Origin of the sequence: Streptomyces sp. NPDC126510 (genome assembly GCF_040302345.1) — a bacterium.
In the GTDB taxonomy this organism is placed as follows: Bacteria; Actinomycetota; Actinomycetes; order Streptomycetales; family Streptomycetaceae; genus Streptomyces.
Genome location: NZ_JBEORR010000001.1, coordinates 265,760 through 282,989, shown reverse-complemented (window position 1 = coordinate 282,989; position 17,230 = coordinate 265,760). Strand labels below are relative to the sequence as shown.

Sequence of the window (17,230 nt, the reverse complement as noted above, 5' to 3'; positions counted from 1 at the left end):
GTCGCCCTCACAGCTTCTCGAAGGAGTCGGTGTCCGCGCGGTGTTCGCGCACGGTGCCGGTGTGCACTTCGTAGAACCAGGCGCGCAGGCCGAGGCGGCCCTCCGCCAGGCGGCGCTCGACGCAGGGGTAGGACCGCAGCCGCAGCACCTGGGTGAGTGCGTGGTTCTGCACGGCTTCGGTGACCGTCGGGTCGGCCGGGTCCGAGCACGCGGGCTCGTCGGCCGCGCGGGCGAGCCAGTCGCGCACCGCCGGTACCGCGGCGAGGTCGTCGCCGCGTACCACCGCGCCGACGGCGCCGCAGTGCGAGTGGCCGCAGACCACGATCTCCTTGACGCCGAGGACCTCCACGGCGTACTCGATCGTGGCCGCCTCCGAGGTGGCGTGCTCGAAGGAGTGCGGGGGAACGACGTTGCCCGCGGTGCGCAGCTCGAAGAGCTCGCCGGGACGGGCGCCCGTGATCAGGGCCGGTACGACCCTGGAGTCGGAGCAGGTGATGAACAGGACGTCGGGGGACTGGCCCTCGGCGAGGTGGGCGAACTCCTCAGGGCGCTGTCCGAAGATGCGGGCGTTGTCGATGAGGGGTTGCATGAGTGTGTTGATTCCTCCTGGCGCGCAGTGGGGGCGCGTCGGACGGGCATGACAAGGGTGGGGGGAAACTGCTCTGCCGCTCAGCAGCGAAAGACCTGAAGTGCCGCCGGGGTGTGCGACGTCGAGGATCTCGACGTGCGGTCGTGCGCGGCGCCGGGTCTGACCTGGTCGGGTCCCGTGGGCCGGATGTGCCGTTGCAGCGGCCGCTCGGGGCCCGCGGGTGCGAGGTCCGCGGTGTGGGACCGGTCGCGGGTCCGCAGGGGGCCGGTCGGGTCCCCGTGATGCCCGGCGCGACAGGCGGCCGTCTCGTCGCGCAGCGCCTTCCCCAGGGGCTTGTGGCCGGGGCGCGAGGACGTGCCGGAGGGCTTTGTTCCGGGCTGAGCTTTGGCCTCGGATTGACTGTACGTATGCGCGGATGCGAAGGACGCCGTCGGTGCGAAGAACTGGAGGGCGAGCAGGACGGCGGCGAGGATCGAAACCACGGTCCGAGCCGTCGTACCTCGGTACATGCGCCCCCCTTCCGGTGCGTCACACGTCTAGTGCGGACCAACAGTTGGTCAACGGCCGGTCAAGAAACACGTTAACCCTGCAAAGTCGTTTGCAGGGTTAACTTAACGTTTCAAGCTGAAGAGAGCCTGAAAACCGCAGTTGGGGTGGCTTGAACAAGCCCTACCCGCAGGGCGGTTGACGCGGTAATGGGGATGTGGTTACCGGGGGTCCGCCAGCGAACCCGCGTCGCGGGCGAGAGCGGTGAGCCGGGAGATGGCTCGGAAGTACTTCTTGCGGTAGCCGCCGTTCAGCATCTCGTCGCTGAACAGCTGGTCGAAGGGCAGGCCCGAGGCGAGCACCGGCACCTCGCGGTCGTAGAGCCGGTCGGCGAGTACGACCAGCCTGAGGGCCGTCGACTGGTCGGGAACCGGATGCACACCGGTGAGGCACACGGCCCTGATCCCGTCGGTCAGAGCGCCGTACCGGCTGGGGTGGACGCGGGCCAGGTGGTCCAGGAGGGGTGAGAACGCGTCAAGGGAGGCGCCCTCGGTGGCGTGCGCCGCGTCGGTCACCTGTTCATCGGAGTACGGTGGCGGCGCCTCGGGCAGACCGCGGTGGCGGTAGTCCTCGCCGTCGATGCGCAGGGCGCGGAAGTGGGCCGAAAGGCCCTGGATCTCGCGCAGGAAGTCGGCCGCGGCGAACCGGCCCTCGCCGAGCTTGCCGGGCAGCGTGTTGGACGTGGCGGCGAGCGCCACGCCCGCGTCGACCAGCTTGCCGAGCAGGGTGGAGACCAGGACGGTGTCGCCCGGGTCGTCCAGCTCGAACTCGTCGATGCACAGCAGGCGGTGCCCGGACAGCGTCCGCACGGTCTGCTGGAACCCGAGGGCGCCGACCAGGTTCGTCAGCTCGACGAACGTGCCGAACGCCTTGAGCGCGGGCTCGGCCGGGGTGGCATGCCACAAGGACGCCAGCAGGTGGGTCTTGCCGACGCCGTAGCCGCCGTCGAGGTAGACGCCGCGCGGGCCGGCGGGGGCCTTCTTCGCCGCCCTGCCGAAACCGAACAGCCGCCGCTTGCCCGCTCCCGCCGATCCTCCCGAGTCGAGGCCCGCCGCGAAACCCTCCAGGACCCGGACGGCCTCGGTCTGGCTGGGCTGGTTCGGGTCGGGGATGTACGTGCTGAAGCGGACCGAGTCGAACCGCGGCGGCGGCACCATCTCGGCGACCAGCCGGTCCGCGGGTACGTGCGGCTCACGGGCGCACAGGGACAGCGGGGCCGGGTCGGTTATGGGGCCGCTACCGGAGGGGGCCAGGGGAGAAGACACGGTTCACCATGCTACGGCGCGTGGAACACTGCACGGCATGCGACGTCTGTTCCCTGTGACCGATGAAACAGCAGCTCCGGTGCCGGGCGGCGCGTCCGCCGAGGGCGCCGGCCGGGAGTGGAGCCTCTCGGAGCTGGCCGCCGCGTACGCCTATCCGGAGCCCGGGCCCGGGGGGCCGGTTCCGTGGCTGCGCGCCAACATGGTGTCCACGCTGGACGGGGCCGCCCAGCACGACGGCCGTTCGCAGCCCATCTCCAGTGCCACCGACATGCGGATCTTCGGCACGCTGCGGGCGCTGGCCGACGTCGTGGTCGTCGGCGCGGAGACGGTGCGGCAGGAGGGTTACCGGCCCGCACGGGCGCGGGAGGACTTCGCGGCGATGCGGGAGGCGGCCGGGCAGCGGCCCGCACCGGCGATCGCCGTCGTCACGGCCAGTCTCGACCTGGACTTCTCGCTCCCGCTGTTCACCTCGCCCCTGGTCCCCACCCTGATCCTCACGGGCGCCGCGGCCGCCGCGGACCGCGTCGCCGCCGCCGAGAAGGCGGGCGCCCGGGTGGTGACCGCCGGTGACGGCATCGGCGTGGACCCCGCCCTGGCCGTCCGGGCCCTCGCCGACCTCGGCCACACCCGGCTGCTCACCGAGGGCGGCCCGCGACTGCTCGGGCAGATGGTCGCGGCCGGCGTGCTCGACGAGCTGTGCCTGACCGTCTCCCCGATGCTCACGGCGGGCGAGGCGCAGCGCATCGCCGGAGGGCCGGCGGTCACCGTCCCGCACCGCTTCGGGCTGGTGTCGATGCTGGAGGAGGACGGCTTCCTGTTCACGCGGTACGGGCGCGCCCGAGCCGCGTACTGAAACGCCGGGCCCGGGGTACAAGGCGGTCGGGAAATCCGGCCGGCCGGGTACGCCGTGGCAGCGGGGTGGACCCGCCATCGGTCCGTTCATCGACGGAATAGGCCGTTCTGTTTCGATTTCGGAGGGCACACTGGATCCGGCAGTACCTGTGTGAAGGATGGTTTCCGCAGGGCCCGGTGCGGCCGGCCTGCGGCGAAGTGGGGCCCTGGGCCCCCGGAGCAGAAGGGGCGCCTGGTGTTCACCAGCGTATTGATGATCGAGAAGGCGCTGACGTCGGCCGACGTGGAGTTCGTCACCACCTTGCACGGTGAGGAGCAGGTCTCTTTCGAGGTGCTGTTGCAGCCGCGCGGCGAGCAGGCGGACCGCCTGCTGCGGGCCATCGACGACGTGGCGCTCGGCGAACTGGACGAGGCCGTCCGCGAGGGCGAGACCCCGGAGGGTGAGGAGGCGCTCAGCGTGGGGCAGCGGGCGCTGGAGGTGTCCCTCGCCGCGCTGCGCGCCTCGGGCAGCCCCGCGCAGGGGCGGCTGATCGAGGACCATCCGCTGGACGCGCTGAAGTCCTTGGTGGAGGAGGTCGGCGCGGACGAGGTCATCGTGCTGACAGACCCCCACTACGTGGAGGAGTTCTTCCACCGGGACTGGGCCTCGCGCGCCCGGCACAAGGTGGGGGTCCCGGTGCTGAAGCTGTTCTCGCACAGCAAGGCGTAGGGGTGGATCGCGGGGTTTGCCGGGTGCGGGTCGTTCGTGGCCGTTCGCGCCCACGCGGCGGAGCCGCATATCGATACAGCCCCGCGCCCCTGATGGGCAGGCCGGCCCTGCGCACGCAATAGGCTTGGCCCCGCTAACCCCCGTCACCCGAACTTGGAGACACGCATGGCAGCCGGCCTTCCTCCCGCCATGGACCGACCGCACTTCATCGGGATCGGTGGGGCCGGAATGTCCGGGATCGCGAAGATCCTCGCCCAGCGCGGTGCCGTGGTCGCGGGCAGTGACGCCAAGGAGTCGGCGACGGCCGGGGCGCTGCGGGCGCTGGGCGCGACCGTGCACATCGGGCACGCCGCGGAGCATCTCGCCGACGACGCCAGCTGTGTGGTCGTGTCGTCGGCGATCCGGCAGGACAACCCCGAGCTGGCCCGCGCGGCCGAACTCGGCGTCCCCGTCGTGCACCGGTCCGACGCGCTCGCGGCGCTGATGGACGGGCTGCGGCCGATCGCCGTCGCCGGTACGCACGGCAAGACGACCACGACGTCGATGCTGGCCGTGTCGCTGAGCGAGCTGGGCCTGAAGCCCTCGTACGCGATCGGCGGAGACCTGGACGCCCCCGGCTCCAACGCGCTGCACGGCGAGGGCGAGATCTTCGTCGCCGAGGCGGACGAGTCGGACCGCAGCTTCCACAAGTACGCGCCCGAGGTCGCGATCGTCCTCAACGTCGAACTCGACCACCACGCCAACTACGCGTCGATGGACGAGATCTACGAGTCGTTCGAGACGTTCGTGGACCGGATCACCGAGGGCGGCACGCTGGTGATCGCCGCCGACCACGAGGGTGCGCGGGAGCTGACGCGCCGGGTCGCCGGACGCGGTGTGCGCGTGGTGACCTACGGCGAGTCCGAGGACGCCGGCGTGCGCATCCTGTCGGTCGTGCCGCAGGGGCTGAAGAGCGAGGTCACCGTGGTGCTGGAGGGCGAGGAGCTGACCTTCGCGGTCTCCGTCCCCGGCCGGCACTACGCGCACAACGCGGTCGCCGCGCTGGCGGCCGGTGCGGCCCTCGGCGTCCCGGCGGCCGAGCTGGCCCCGGCGATCGCCGCCTACACCGGCGTGAAGCGGCGGCTCCAGCTGAAGGGCGAGGCCGCGGGCGTCCAGGTCATCGACTCCTACGCCCACCACCCCACCGAGATGACCGCCGACCTGGAGGCCATGCGCGCGGCGGCCGGTGACGCCCGGATCCTGGTCGTCTTCCAGCCGCACCTCTTCTCGCGGACCCAGGAGCTCGGCAAGGAGATGGGCCGGTCCCTGGCCCTCGCGGACGCCTCCGTCGTGCTGGACATCTACCCGGCGCGCGAGGACCCGATCCCGGGTATCACGAGCGAGCTGATCGTCGAGGCGGCCCGGGCCGCGGGCGCCGACGTGACGCCGCTGCACGACAAGGCCGACGTCCCGTCGGTCGTCGCGGGAATGGCGAAGCCCGGGGATCTCGTTCTCACCATGGGAGCGGGCGACGTCACCGACCTCGGCCCGCACATCCTGGACCGTCTGTCGAACTGAGGGGCTGGAGGCTCATGCCGTACGACGTCGAGAAGCCGGACGAGCAGTGGCGCGTGGAGCTGAGCCCGGGCGAGTACGCGGTGCTGCGCCAGGCGGCCACGGAGCCCGCCTTCACCGGTGAGTACACCGACACCAAGACCCGGGGCGTCTACTCCTGCCGCGCCTGCGGAGCGGACCTGTTCACCTCGGACACCAAGTTCGAGTCGCACTGCGGCTGGCCGTCCTTCTTCGACCCGAAGGACACCGACGCCGTGGAGCTGATCGAGGACCGCTCGCACGGCATGGTGCGCACCGAGGTGCGCTGCGCACGCTGTGGCTCGCACCTCGGGCACGTCTTCGAGGGCGAGGGGTATCCCACGCCCACCGACCAGCGGTACTGCATCAACTCGATCGCGCTGCGGCTGGCCCCCGACGAGGGCTGAGGCGGCGCTCAGCGGATCCGGCACTCCTTCTGTGTGAGGCGCTTCGTGTCGCCCGCGGTACGACTGCACAGCACGTGGGTGTCGGAAGTGCCGTCCTTGTCGCGGCTGACCTGCTTGAGGACGATGCTGTGGCCGGTGCGGTCGCCGTAGAGCGGGGCGCCGGTGAAGTCGATGGTGCCGGTGGCCATGCCCTCGATCCTGACGTTGCGCAGGTTCACCCAGGTCGAGGCGCGGCTCTGCGGCCGGTCGTCGCGGGTGGCCGCCCAGAACAGGGCGCGGGTCGCGTCATGGGCGAGAGCTGTCTGGCCGCTGACCAGGGCGGGGCTGTCGTAGCGCAGGCGGTGGCCCCGCAGTCCGGGCAGGTGCTGGGCGGCGTCCAGGTAGAAGGCCGTCCTCTCGGCGGCCGTCTCCAGCTCGGCGAGGGCCGCGTGGTACAGCGTGACCTTCGGCGCGACGGACTGGCCGCCGCCGGCGAAGTCGGCCTTGGACAGGTCGTCGCCGGTGAGGATGGCCAGGGGCTTGTCCGCGCAGCCCGGCTCGGTGCCCAGCTGGGTCATCAGGGGATCGATGTCCTCCACCCGGCCCGCGAAGTAGACCAAGGACGGCACCCGGCCGCCCCGGCAGATCTCCTGGGCGTGCGAGCGGAGTTCGGGCTTGCCGCCACTGAGGGTGTAGCGCCGCTGCTCGAGCAGGGTGAAGCCCTGGTGCCGCAGCATCCGCTGGCCGTAGCGCGCCTGCTCGTCGGTGTAGAGGTCGTCGGTCTTCGCGGTGTCACGGGCCAGGACGAGGGCGTACTGCCGTCGGCCGGGTGTGCGCAACTGGGCGGCGACCAGGCCGAGTTGCCGGGTCTGCCACTCGTCCGTGGCGGCCAGGCTGAACCAGTTGGCGAACTCGCGGGGCAGATACGTCGCGGAGTTCGTGCCGGAGACGACCGGCAGGCCGGCCCGCATCAGCGTGCGGGTCGTCGCCCGGCTCGACTTCAGGTCGCGGCCGGTGCCGACGACTCCCACCACGGTCGGGTCGTGGGCGGCGTACGCGGCGATCGCCTCGGCCATCTCCTCCTGGTGGCCCAAGTCGACGCCGCCGTTGGCGATCAGGACCCGCAGCTTCACGCTGGAGTTCTCGTTGATGACGGCCTGCGCCAGATACACGCCCGCCAGTTCCTCGGCGCCCTTCACGAGGGAGGAGCCGGCCGAGGCATCGGCGCTGAGCGGACCGGCGTAGACGACGGTGACGTACTTGCCGGGGTGGTCCGCGAGGACGCCGGCGTTCTGCCGGGCGATGCGGTCCTCCAGGTCGGCCACCGTCCAGGGCGTCTCGTCGTCGGTCTGGAGCGCCTTGACGTCGTCGCCGGGCTCGGGTGCGGGGAGCCAGTCGGCGAAGCGGACGTCGTGCGTCGCGATGCCGATGCACTCGGTGCCGCCGCCCGGCGCCGCCTCGCGCCGGGTGTCCCGGTTGGCGGTCAGCACGGACGCCGAGCAGTACCGGTCGTGCAGGGCGTCGGCCCGCATGACGGTGGCCGCGGTGAGCAGGGCGATGACCAGGACCAGGGTGTGCAGGGCCCACACCAGCCGGGCGAGCGTCGGCCGGGAGGAGGCCCGCAGATGGTGGCGGCCCTCCTCGAGCGGGCCCAGCTGGTCGTGCGGCAGCGGGATCTTCATCACCCACGGCAGGACGGACCGCTCCCGGCTGGGTGACTGCTCGGCGCGCAGGTTGCGGCCCCACTCCTGGTACCAGGTGCGCAACCGGACGCCGAACGTCGGGGGCGTAGCGTCCGGGGCGGGCGGAGCCTGGACGACACTGCGCTCCAGGCGCGGCACGTCCTGCGTGCGCACCGCGGCCACCACGAGCAGCGGGTCGAGCTCGCTGCGCCGGCTGCGGACGTCGCTGATGGCCCGTATCAGCTCGATGCCGCCGTTGCGGTCGTCCGCGTGCGGCAGGAACAGCATCGGCGGACGCGGCCGTTTGAAGCCGCGCAGGTCCCAGCTCCAGCGGCGGTGGTTGTCCCGCAGGTCCTCGCGCAGCGCCAGCACGCACAGCTGGAGGTGGAAGTCGCCGCCCGCCGTGAGCGCCTCCGCCACGTCGTAGGCCCGGGCCGCGATCGCCTTCCAGGAGCGGACCGGCCGCAGCAGCGACACCTCGGTGGACTCCTCCTGGTCCGCCGCCCTGAGGAACGTCGTCGTCATGAACCAGCGGCTCTCCCGGCGCAGCCACAGGAAGATCGGGGCACGGCCCGGCAGGACGTAGTTGAGGACGGTCAGCAGCAGCAGGAAGACGAGGCCGGCGCCGACCGCGACGTACCACTCGCTGCGGGCGAGGAGCGCGGCGAGGACGGTCACGAGGCTCGCCGGGAGGATGTGCGCCATGTCGAACAGCGGCAGGCCGGAACGCCAGCGGGCGGTGTGCTTCGGCCGCCAGCGCTGCTGCGCCAGCTCGTTCAGCAGGCGCAGCCGCTGGTCCTGCCCCGCCTCGGGGCTGCCCGGGGTGGGCGCCGGCCAGCTGTCGCCGAGCGCCGCGACCGCGTCGTCGATGGCGTGCACCAGCCGCAGCCGCGGGAACGCGTAGCGCCGGTAGAGCGCCTTCGGGCCGCCCCACTTCCGCGGGTCGCTCAACGCCCGGACCAGGGCCGCGGCCCGGCGTACCTCCGTGGCGCCCTCGTAGGCGTCCTGCGTGACCGCGCAGCGCGTGCCGTGCGCCTCCTGGCCCGCGTGCAGCTGCCGGACCAGCCCGGCCACCGCGTCGTCGTCCCGGCCCTCCTGGGCGTGTACGACGAACACCGGCATCGGCGGTTCGGTGCTCCTGCGGAAGTCCTGGATAAGGATTTCGAGCTGGTTCTGGAGATGGCGCCCGGCGTCGCTCTCCGGCATGCCGTCGTGGCCCCCCGGGCAGTCCGGCGGCGTGCGATGGTCCTTCACCATGGGCAACCCCCCGTTAACCTTCGGTGACCCATGAGACTAACCGTTGCCGGTGGGGTGCGAGTGGGTGACGAACGAACTCCGGGAGCGATTCGCCTCTTCGCCGGCGCCGGGCCCTCGATTCGGTTCCTCGCCGACGGCCACCCCTGAATGGACGATCCATCACGATGTTGACATTTGGTTGATCGAGCCAGAGTATTCCCGGGGTGACCCACTCCGTGCACCTGCCCCTCGGCCTCGACGAGGCCGCCCACCGTTGTCTCGTCGCCGGTTTCGCCGGCACCACGACCGTGCCCGACCCGCTCAAGCGGCTCATCGACCGGGGCCTCGGCGGGGTCATCCTCTTCACCCGGAACGTGCGCGACGCGGAGCAGGTCCGAGGGCTCACCGACGCACTGCGGTCCCTGCGGCCCGATCTGCTGGTGGGCATCGACAACGAGGGCGGCGGCATCGGCCACCTGGTGAGCGCGGACGCACCGGACGTCCCCGGCGGTTACGCCCTCGGCGTCGTCGACGACCCGGCCCTCACCGCTCGCTGCGCCGACGCGCTCGCCGGGCACCTGGCCACCCTCGGCATCACCGTCTCCTACGCCCCGGTCGCCGACCTCCAGCACCATCCGGGCAACCCGATCGTGCGCACCCGGGCCTTCGGTGCTGAGCCCGCGCTCGCCGCCCGGCATCTGCGGGCCTGGATCACCGCCACCGAGCGGCGCGGCATAGCCTCCTGCGCCAAACACTTCCCCGGCCACGGCGGCACCGAGACCGACAGCCACCACGGCATCGCCGTCGACCCGCGGCCGCGCGGGGAGCTGCGGGCCGATCTCGAACCGTTCCGTGCGGCCGTCGCGGCGGGCGTGCCGATGATCATGAGCGCACACGTCGTGTTCCCGGAACTGGACCCGGAGCGGCCCGCCACCCTGAGCCGCCGCATCCTGGGCGATCTGCTCCGGCACGAGCTGGACTTCGGCGGGGTCCTGGTCAGCGACGCGCTGGAGATGAAGGCGATCTCCGACCGCTACGGCGAGGCCGCCGGGGCACGGATCGCCCTCGCGGCCGGTGCCGACCAGGTCGTCGTGGCCGTGCCGGAGCTCGAGGTCACCCTGGACTGCCGGGACGCGGTGCTCGGCGCGCTGGCCTCCGGGGTGCTGCCCGAGGAGCGGGTGCGGGAGGCCGCCGGGCGGGTGCGGCGGCTGGCCGAACGGTACGCCGCTCCGGCCGGGCCGGTCGGCGGCTGGGACGCGGGGGCCGGTCTCGAGGCGGCCCGTAGGGCCGTCCGGTCCCGGCCGGTGCCGCAGACCGTGCGGGGTGCCCATGTCGCCGACCTGTTCCCGCCGCCGCACCCCGCGCTCAACTGGGGTGGCGAGGACCTGCTGACAGAGGTGCGCGCGGTCGACCCCACGGCCACGGGCACCGCGGTCCCCGGGGAGCCGGCGGACCCGGCCGCCGTCCAGGAGGAGATCCTGCGCGCCTGCGGTGACGCGCCCCTGGTCGTCGCCACCTGCGACGCCGGACTGCACCCCTGGCAGCAGCGGCTGCGCGCCGCCCTGCTGGCCCGGCGGCCCGATGCCGTACGGGTCGACACCGGGCTGCCGGAGGGCGGCGCGCTCTGCTCCTACGGGCGGGGGCGGGTGAACCTTCGGGCGGTCGCCGAGGTGCTGGCGGGCGGCTGAGCGCTCACGGCCCCGTACGCCCACGGCCGCCCTGGTACGCCCTCACGCCCCGCGCCCTTACGGCGCCATCGGCTTCACGGCGCCCTACGTCCTTACTGCGCCCATCGGCTTCACGGCGCCCTGCGGCCTCACGGAACGCGTACGACCTCCTTGATGCCGCGCGCCGCCAGGTGGCCGGCGTCGTCCGCCCGCCCGGCCAGGACCACCGCGGGGTGATCACCCGCCGCGCGCAGTCCCATCCACGCCTCGAAGAACGCGCCACCCGGGCCGGAGACGGAACGGGTGGACGGTGTGCAGTCGAGGAGCAGGGCCGTCTCGCGAGCCCGGACCGGGTGGTGTCCCGCGCGGACCTCGGCGACGGTCTCGGCCAGGGCGGCCGCGATCGGCTTGGCGCGGCCCCGCGAGTCGAACAGGCCCAGTGTGTACTCCAGTTCCGGGTAGTCGGCGAGAGCGCGGTCCACGTCGTGGGAGCACCACCAGGTCACACCCCACAGTCCCGCACACCCGGCCGCGTTCCGCACGGTCGCCCGCGCGAAGTCCGGGGCGTCCGCCGCCGGGATGTGCGGTTCCGGGGCGCCGGTCTCCTGGACCCAGACCGGGCGGGCCGGGTCCTCGGCGTAGGCCTTGGCGAGCTCCGTGCCGTACTCGGCGAGATGCAGCACCTGCGGGGAGCGGGGGCCGTAGCGGCGGGCACAGTCGCCGGAGAACACCCAGGGGTGGACGGTGGTGACGTCGCCCTTGCGGGCCGAGGCCTCGGGGGTGAACGGATGGTCGTCGCCGTACCAGGCCGCGTCGTACGCGGAGTGGGTCGCGAGCCGCCCCGGGGGCAGGTGCTCACGGGCAGCGGCCAGCAGCGTGTCGAGGTAGAGGTCCACCTCGTCCGCGGTCACGGGGTTGTGCTCGACGAGGTTGTTGAGCTCGTTGCCGAGCTGGAGACCGACGAGGTTGGGGCGGCCGGCCAGGGCGCGGCCGAGGGTCCGCATCAGCTCGGCCTGGGCGGCGACGGCCTCCGGGTCGGTGAACACGTTCCGGTGGTGCCAGCTGCGGGTCCACTCCGGATAGAAGTCGAAGCTGGACAGATGGCCCTGCACGCCGTCCACCAGGACGTCGAGCCCGGCCTCGGCCGCGAGGTCCACCAGGCGCCCCAGCTGGTCCACGGCCGCGGGGCGGATGAAGGTGCGGTTGGGCTGCAGCAGCGGCCAGAGGTGGAAGACCCGGACGTGGTCCAGGCCCAGCGCGGCGATCTGTTCCAGGTCCTCGCGGGCGTGCGCCGGGTCGAAGTCGTGCCAGGCGTGGAACCAGCCGCGGCGGGGCGTGTAGTTGACGCCGAAGCGGAGCGTAGGGATGGGATCCTCCTCGGGTCGGGCCTTGCCCTGGGTGAATGCATCAATCACCATAGTCGGCGATGGGTAATGAATTGAACCAGGAACGTCGAGGCGTCTCCACCCTGGTGGTCGGTCTCGACGCGGGCGGCACCCGGACCCGGGCGGTCCTGGCGGACGCCGCCGACGGACGTCCGCTTGGCGAGGGCGCGGCCGGGCCGGGCAACGCCCTGACCGTTCCCGTGCCGCGGCTCACCGAGCACCTCGCCGAAGCCGTCGGCCAGGCCGTGCCGGAGCCGGACCGGGGCAGGGTCGTGGCCGTGGCCGGCGGTTTCGCAGGCGCGACCGGCGCCGCCGAGGACGAGCCGGGGCGGCGCAACGCCCTGGCCGCCCTCACCGCCGCCCTGCGCCGGCTGGGCATCGACGCCGGTCCGCCCGTCGTCGGCAGCGACATCGAGGCGGCCTTCGCCTCCGCCCCGGGAGCCCCGGCCGACGGACTCGCGCTGGTGGCCGGCACAGGCGCGGTCGCCCTGCGGATCACCGGCCGCCGCGGGGTCGCCACCGTGGACGGAGACGGCTGGCTCCTCGGCGACGACGGCAGCGGCTTCTGGATCGGCAGGGCCGCGGTACGGGCCGCGCTGCGGATGGCCGACGGCAGGGGCGCGCCGACGGTGCTGGCCGGAGCGGTCGGCAGGGAACTGGGTGTGCCCGAGGAGGCGTTGCCCGGCGGGCCGCCGCTCGCCCCGGCCGGCGGTGTCGTGGTCCGGCCGCTCGGGGAGGACGCCCCGTACGAGGCCGGCGACAGCGCCGACCTCCCCGGCGCCGCCGGGCACGCACTCCCGCCCCACGACGAGACCCCCTGGCCCCGCCCGCACCGCGAGGCCTACCGCCGGCACCTGCTGCCCGCCGTCATGGCCGAGCCGCCCATCCGGCTGGCACGGCTCGCCCCCCTGGTCGCCGAGGGGGCCCGGGCCGCCGGGGACGCCGTCGCCCTGGCCATCCTGGACGAGGCGGCCGACCGGCTCACCGAGACCGTACGGGCGCTAAAGCCCGGCCCCGGGGAGCGGATCGTCGCCACCGGCGGACTGCTCGGGCCCGAAGGGCCCCTCACCGCCCGCCTCGAAACCCGTCTGCACGCCCTCGGCCTGACCCTCGACTGGGTGCCCGACGGCTGCCGGGGCGCCGTCGCCCTGGCCCGCCTCGCCCACGAGGGCCGCACATGACCGTCACCGCGCCCCTCTACCGCGACCCCACGGCCCCCGTCGAGGCCCGCGTCGGCGATCTGCTCGCGCGGATGACCCTGCGCGAGAAGGCCGGCCAGCTCAACCAGCGGATGTACGGCTGGGACGCCTACCGTCGCACCGCCGGCGGTGGTTTCGAACTCACCGAGGCCCTCCACGCCGAGACGGAGCGCTTCGCCGGACTCGGCGCTCTCTACGGGCTGCTGCGCGCCGACGCGTGGTCCGGCGTCGACCACACCACCGGCTCCGGCGCCGAAGACGGTGCCGAACTGGCCCACCTCGTCCAGCGCCATGTCGTCGAACGCAGCCGGCTCGGCATCCCGGCCCTGTTCGTCGAGGAGGTGCCGCACGGCCACATGGCCCTCGACGGCACCGTCCTGCCCGTCAACCTGGCCGTCGGCGCCACCTGGGACCCCGGGCTGTACGAGCGGGCAGCGGCCCATGCGGCGGCCGAACTGCGTGCCCGCGGCGGTCATGTCGCCCTGGTCTCCGCCCTGGACATCGCCCGGGACCCGCGATGGGGCCGGACCGAGGAGTGCTTCGGCGAGGACCCCTACCTCGCCGCCCGGCTCACCGAGGCCCTCGTCCACGGCATGCAGGGGCAACAGGGGCCGGACGGGCTCTTCGCCCCCGACAGGGCCCCCGTCGTCCTCAAGCACTTCGCAGGCCAGGGCGCAACCGTCGGCGGCCGCAACTCCGCCGAGTCCGAACTCGGGCCCCGGGAACTGCACGAGATCCATCTCCCCGCCGCCCGCGCCGGTGTCCGGGCCGGAGCCGCCGCCGTCATGGCCGCCTACAACGAGGTCGACGGGATGCCCTGCTCCGGCAACCGCGCCCTGCTCACCGGGCTGCTGCGCGAACGCTGGGGTTTCGAGGGGCTCGTCATGGCGGACGGACTGGCCGTGGACCGGCTGGCCCGCATCACCGGCGACACCGTCACCGCGGGCGCCCTCGCGCTGCGGGCCGGGGTCGACCTGAGTCTGTGGGACGAGGGCTTCACGCATCTGGAGGAGGCGGTCGAGCGGGGGCTGGTGAGCGAGGAGGATCTGGACCGGGCCGTCGGGCGGGTGCTGCGGCTCAAGTTCCGCCTCGGGCTGTTCGAACAGCCCTACGCCGCCTGCCCGTTCCCGGATCCCGCCGCGGGGCGCGAGCTGAGCACCGCACTCGCCCGTGCCGCCGTCACCCTGCTCCACGACGACCAGGGCGTACTCCCCCTGAGGACTGCCTCCCGGATCGCCGTCCTGGGGCCGCACGCCGACACCGTCGCCCACCAACTGGGCGACTACACCGCGCCTCAACGCCCGGGCACCGGCACCACCGTCCTCGACGCGCTACGGCGGGCGGGCCTCGACGCACGCCATGCGCGAGGGTGCGCTTTGACCGGCGGTGACCTGTCCGGCATCCCCGCGGCGATCACCGAGGCCGCCGCAGCCGATCTGGCCGTGCTGGTGCTGGGCGGCAGCAGCGCCAGGACGCCGGACACCGAGTTCGACGCCAACGGGGCCGCGCGCACCGCCGTGTCCGAGATGACCTGCGGAGAGGGCGCCGACCTCGCGGGGATCCGGCTCGGCGCCGCCCAGCACGCCCTGCTCGACGCCGTCACCGCGACCGGCACACCCACGGTCGTCGTCCTGGTCCAGGGCCGCCCGCACGCCGTCCCCGAGGCGGCCGAGCGGGCCGCCGCGCTGCTCACCGCCTGGTACCCGGGCCCCTGGGGCGGGGAGGCGATCGCCGACGTACTGCTCGGCCGTGCCGAGCCGCTGGGCCGGCTGCCGGTCTCCGTGCCCCGCTCGGCCGGGCACCTGCCCGTCCACTACAACCACAAGGACACCGAGTACGGAGGCTACGTCGACGGCGGCGCCGAGGCGCTCTTCGGATTCGGCCACGGACTGTCCCGCACGAGCTTCGCCTACGGCCCGCCCCGGCTGTCGGGGCGCACGGTCGAGGCCGACATCACCAACACCGGGCAGCGGCGCGGGCGTACCGTCGCCCAGCTGTACCTGCGCAGACTCGTCACGCCCGTCTGGCCGCGCACGCTCGAACTGCGGGGCTTCGAGGCCGTCGACCTGGCGCCGGGGGAGTGCCGCACGGTCGCCTTCGTGCTCGGGCCGGAGGAACTCGCCCAGGTCGGAGCGGACCTGGAGACGGCGCTCCTGCCCGGCACCGTCGAGATCCGCGTCGCGGAGTCGGCGCGCCGGGCCCTGACCGCCGTACCGGCCGTGCTCCGAGTCGATCAGAGCTTCACGGCCCCGGACGAGACGCCCTTGTAGAACCACCGCTGGGTGATGACGAACAGCACCAGCACCGGGATCACGGAGATCACCGAGCCGGCCATCACCATCCTCTGGTCGTAGCCGAACGACGACGTCTGCAGCCTCGCCAGACCCAGTGTCAGCGTGAAGTGGCCCTCGGTGCGCAGCACGATCAGCGGCCACAGGAAGTCATCCCAGGCGCTGATGAAGGTGTTGATGGTGACGACGAGGATCGCGCCGTAGGCGGACGGCAGATACAGGTACCGGAAGCGTTTCCACTCGCCCGCCCCGTCCAGCATGGCCGCGTCCTCGATCTCGCGCGGCACGGCGAGGAACGCGGCCCGCATGATGAGGACGTTGATCGCGGCGACGAAGCCGGGCAGCCAGACGCCGGCCAGGCTGTCGACCAGGCCCATGTCCCGGATGCTCAGGAACAGCGACACCATGATCGACTCGAAGGGGAACATCATGGACGCCAGCAGCACGATCCAGACCAGCTTGCGGCCCTTCCAGCCGGGCTTGGAGAGCATGTAGCCGGCCATGGTGGAGAAGACGAGCTGACTGGTGATGGACAGCAGGGCCACGAACACGCTGTTCCTGATGTACGTCCACACCGGCACCTGGTCGAAGACCTCGCGGTACGCCCGCAGCGAGGGGTGGTGCGGGATCAGGGACGCGCCCGCGCCGAAGACGTCCTCGCCCGCGCCCTTGAGGGACGACAGCAGCTGCCACAGCAGCGGGCCGACGGTGATGAACAGGACGAACACCAGCAGCAGGTAGCGCAGGACCAGTTCGCGGGGGCGGCCGTAGTCGCGCCAGCGGGGCGTCAGGCGACGGCGCTTTTCGACGGCGGTCGTCATGACTCGTCCTCCTTCGTCAGGCGCTGGGCGAGCAGCGTGAGGCCAAGGGTCAGGGCGAACAGGGCGACGCTGACGGCCGCGCCGTAGCCGGCGTTGCCGGTGAGCGGATCGAGGCCGACGTCGCGGATGTAGAAGGGGAGGGTGCGGTCGGCGCCGCCGGGGCCGCCGGTCGAGCCGCCGAGCATGTAGATCTCGGTGAAGACCCTGAGGGAGCCGATACCGGTCAGGGTGCCGACCAGCATCATCGACTGGCGCACGCCCGGCACCGTGACGTTCCAGAACCGGCGCACGGCACCCGCCCCGTCCACGGCCGCCGCCTCGTGCAGCTCCCGGGGCACGTTCCCGAGGGCCGCCAGGTAGAAGATCATGTACCAGCCGAGGCCCTTCCACAGCGTCAGCCCCATCGCGGACAGCAGGATCAGCCACGAGTCCGACAGGAACGGGACGGCCTCGCGGACGATGTGGGCCTTGAGCAGCCAGGTGTTGACCAGACCCTGGTCGCTCAGCAGCCACTGCCAGCTCAGGCCCACGACCACGCTGGAGGCGAGGACGGGCGTGTAGAACGCGGAGCGGAAGAAGCCGATACCCGGGAGGTTCTTCTCCACCAGGATCGCGAGCAGCAGCGGCAGCAGCACCATCAGCGGGACGACGATCAGCGCGTACAGCAGGCTGTTGCGGGTGGCCAGCCAGAAGTCCGGATCGCCCAGCATCCGGCGGTAGTTGGTCAGCCCGACGACGTCGTACGCCCCACCGAGCGGCTTGGCGTCGGTGAAGGAGACCACGACCGTGTTGAGGAAAGGGAAGACCCCGAACACGGTCGCGCCGAGGATCGCCGGGGTCATCCACAGCCACGGCAGCCACCAGCGGCGGTACAGCGCCGCGCCCCCCGCGTCCGCGCTCGGGCCGGGCGTCACGGAGCGGAGGGCGCGGCGCAGCGGCCCCGGCGAGGGCGGGGAGACGCCGGGGCCCCGGGCGCCCGCGCCCGGGGGAGCGGGCACGGGCACCTGGTGCACGGTCGGTTGCGTCATCC

General features: G+C 72.9%; 14 protein-coding genes. 7 read left to right on the top strand and 7 right to left on the bottom strand.

The window, feature by feature from the left end; translation table 11 throughout:
* Positions 1-7 precede the first annotated feature (7 nt).
* The 3 genes from ABTX60_RS01085 to zapE all read right to left on the bottom strand — a co-directional run bounded on the left by ABTX60_RS01085 (position 8) and on the right by zapE (position 2,400).
* Positions 8-589: a carbonic anhydrase gene (locus ABTX60_RS01085; protein WP_352094968.1), complete on the bottom strand. Its 582-nt coding sequence runs from the start codon at positions 587-589 to the stop codon at positions 8-10.
* Between the two features lie 80 nt (positions 590-669).
* Positions 670-1,098 (bottom strand): hypothetical protein, encoded by a 429-nt coding sequence (locus ABTX60_RS01080; RefSeq protein WP_352094967.1) that lies wholly within the window; start codon positions 1,096-1,098, stop codon positions 670-672.
* A 198-nt stretch (positions 1,099-1,296) separates the two neighbouring features.
* The gene (gene zapE / locus ABTX60_RS01075; protein WP_352094966.1) at positions 1,297-2,400 is read right to left on the bottom strand and encodes a cell division protein ZapE; all 1,104 of its coding nucleotides are present in this window, start codon (positions 2,398-2,400) and stop codon (positions 1,297-1,299) included.
* Between the two features lie 37 nt (positions 2,401-2,437).
* Between zapE and ABTX60_RS01070 the strand changes: the two genes are divergently transcribed.
* The 4 genes from ABTX60_RS01070 to msrB all read left to right on the top strand — a co-directional run bounded on the left by ABTX60_RS01070 (position 2,438) and on the right by msrB (position 5,940).
* On the top strand, positions 2,438-3,253 hold the full coding sequence (locus ABTX60_RS01070; protein ID WP_352094965.1) for a pyrimidine reductase family protein: 816 nt from the start codon (positions 2,438-2,440) through the stop codon (positions 3,251-3,253).
* Positions 3,254-3,487: 234 nt separating this feature from the next.
* The gene (locus tag ABTX60_RS01065; protein WP_351625800.1) at positions 3,488-3,961 is read left to right on the top strand and encodes a beta/alpha barrel domain-containing protein; all 474 of its coding nucleotides are present in this window, start codon (positions 3,488-3,490) and stop codon (positions 3,959-3,961) included.
* 165 nt (positions 3,962-4,126) lie between these two features.
* Positions 4,127-5,518 (top strand): UDP-N-acetylmuramate--L-alanine ligase, encoded by a 1,392-nt coding sequence (gene murC, locus ABTX60_RS01060; protein ID WP_352094964.1) that lies wholly within the window; start codon positions 4,127-4,129, stop codon positions 5,516-5,518.
* 14 nt (positions 5,519-5,532) lie between these two features.
* The gene (gene msrB, locus ABTX60_RS01055; RefSeq protein ID WP_352094963.1) at positions 5,533-5,940 is read left to right on the top strand and encodes a peptide-methionine (R)-S-oxide reductase MsrB; all 408 of its coding nucleotides are present in this window, start codon (positions 5,533-5,535) and stop codon (positions 5,938-5,940) included.
* Positions 5,941-5,948: 8 nt separating this feature from the next.
* On the opposite strand, the gene ABTX60_RS01050 is transcribed toward msrB, so the two are convergent.
* On the bottom strand, positions 5,949-8,858 hold the full coding sequence (locus tag ABTX60_RS01050; protein WP_352094962.1) for an ABC transporter substrate-binding protein: 2,910 nt from the start codon (positions 8,856-8,858) through the stop codon (positions 5,949-5,951).
* Positions 8,859-9,061: 203 nt separating this feature from the next.
* Between ABTX60_RS01050 and ABTX60_RS01045 the strand changes: the two genes are divergently transcribed.
* The gene (locus ABTX60_RS01045; protein WP_352094961.1) at positions 9,062-10,525 is read left to right on the top strand and encodes a glycoside hydrolase family 3 N-terminal domain-containing protein; all 1,464 of its coding nucleotides are present in this window, start codon (positions 9,062-9,064) and stop codon (positions 10,523-10,525) included.
* Between the two features lie 128 nt (positions 10,526-10,653).
* On the opposite strand, the gene ABTX60_RS01040 is transcribed toward ABTX60_RS01045, so the two are convergent.
* Complete coding sequence (locus ABTX60_RS01040; protein ID WP_352094960.1) at positions 10,654-11,922, bottom strand: glycoside hydrolase 5 family protein; 1,269 nt, start codon at positions 11,920-11,922, stop codon at positions 10,654-10,656.
* 8 nt (positions 11,923-11,930) lie between these two features.
* On the opposite strand from ABTX60_RS01040, the gene ABTX60_RS01035 reads away from it, so the two are divergent.
* Both ABTX60_RS01035 and ABTX60_RS01030 read left to right on the top strand, forming a co-directional pair.
* Positions 11,931-13,070, top strand: coding sequence for an N-acetylglucosamine kinase (locus ABTX60_RS01035; RefSeq protein ID WP_352094959.1), 1,140 nt, complete (start codon positions 11,931-11,933; stop codon positions 13,068-13,070).
* A complete protein-coding gene (locus ABTX60_RS01030) occupies positions 13,067-15,358 on the top strand; it encodes a glycoside hydrolase family 3 N-terminal domain-containing protein (RefSeq protein WP_352094958.1) in 2,292 nt (763 codons plus the stop codon). The genes ABTX60_RS01035 and ABTX60_RS01030 overlap by 4 nt, the downstream gene beginning before the upstream one ends.
* On the opposite strand, the gene ABTX60_RS01025 is transcribed toward ABTX60_RS01030, so the two are convergent.
* Both ABTX60_RS01025 and ABTX60_RS01020 read right to left on the bottom strand, forming a co-directional pair.
* The gene (locus ABTX60_RS01025) at positions 15,322-16,200 is read right to left on the bottom strand and encodes a carbohydrate ABC transporter permease (RefSeq protein WP_352094957.1); all 879 of its coding nucleotides are present in this window, start codon (positions 16,198-16,200) and stop codon (positions 15,322-15,324) included. The genes ABTX60_RS01030 and ABTX60_RS01025 overlap by 37 nt on opposite strands.
* The gene (locus tag ABTX60_RS01020; RefSeq protein ID WP_352094956.1) at positions 16,197-17,228 is read right to left on the bottom strand and encodes a carbohydrate ABC transporter permease; all 1,032 of its coding nucleotides are present in this window, start codon (positions 17,226-17,228) and stop codon (positions 16,197-16,199) included. The genes ABTX60_RS01025 and ABTX60_RS01020 overlap by 4 nt, the downstream gene beginning before the upstream one ends.
* Between the last annotated feature and the right edge of the window lie 2 nt (positions 17,229-17,230).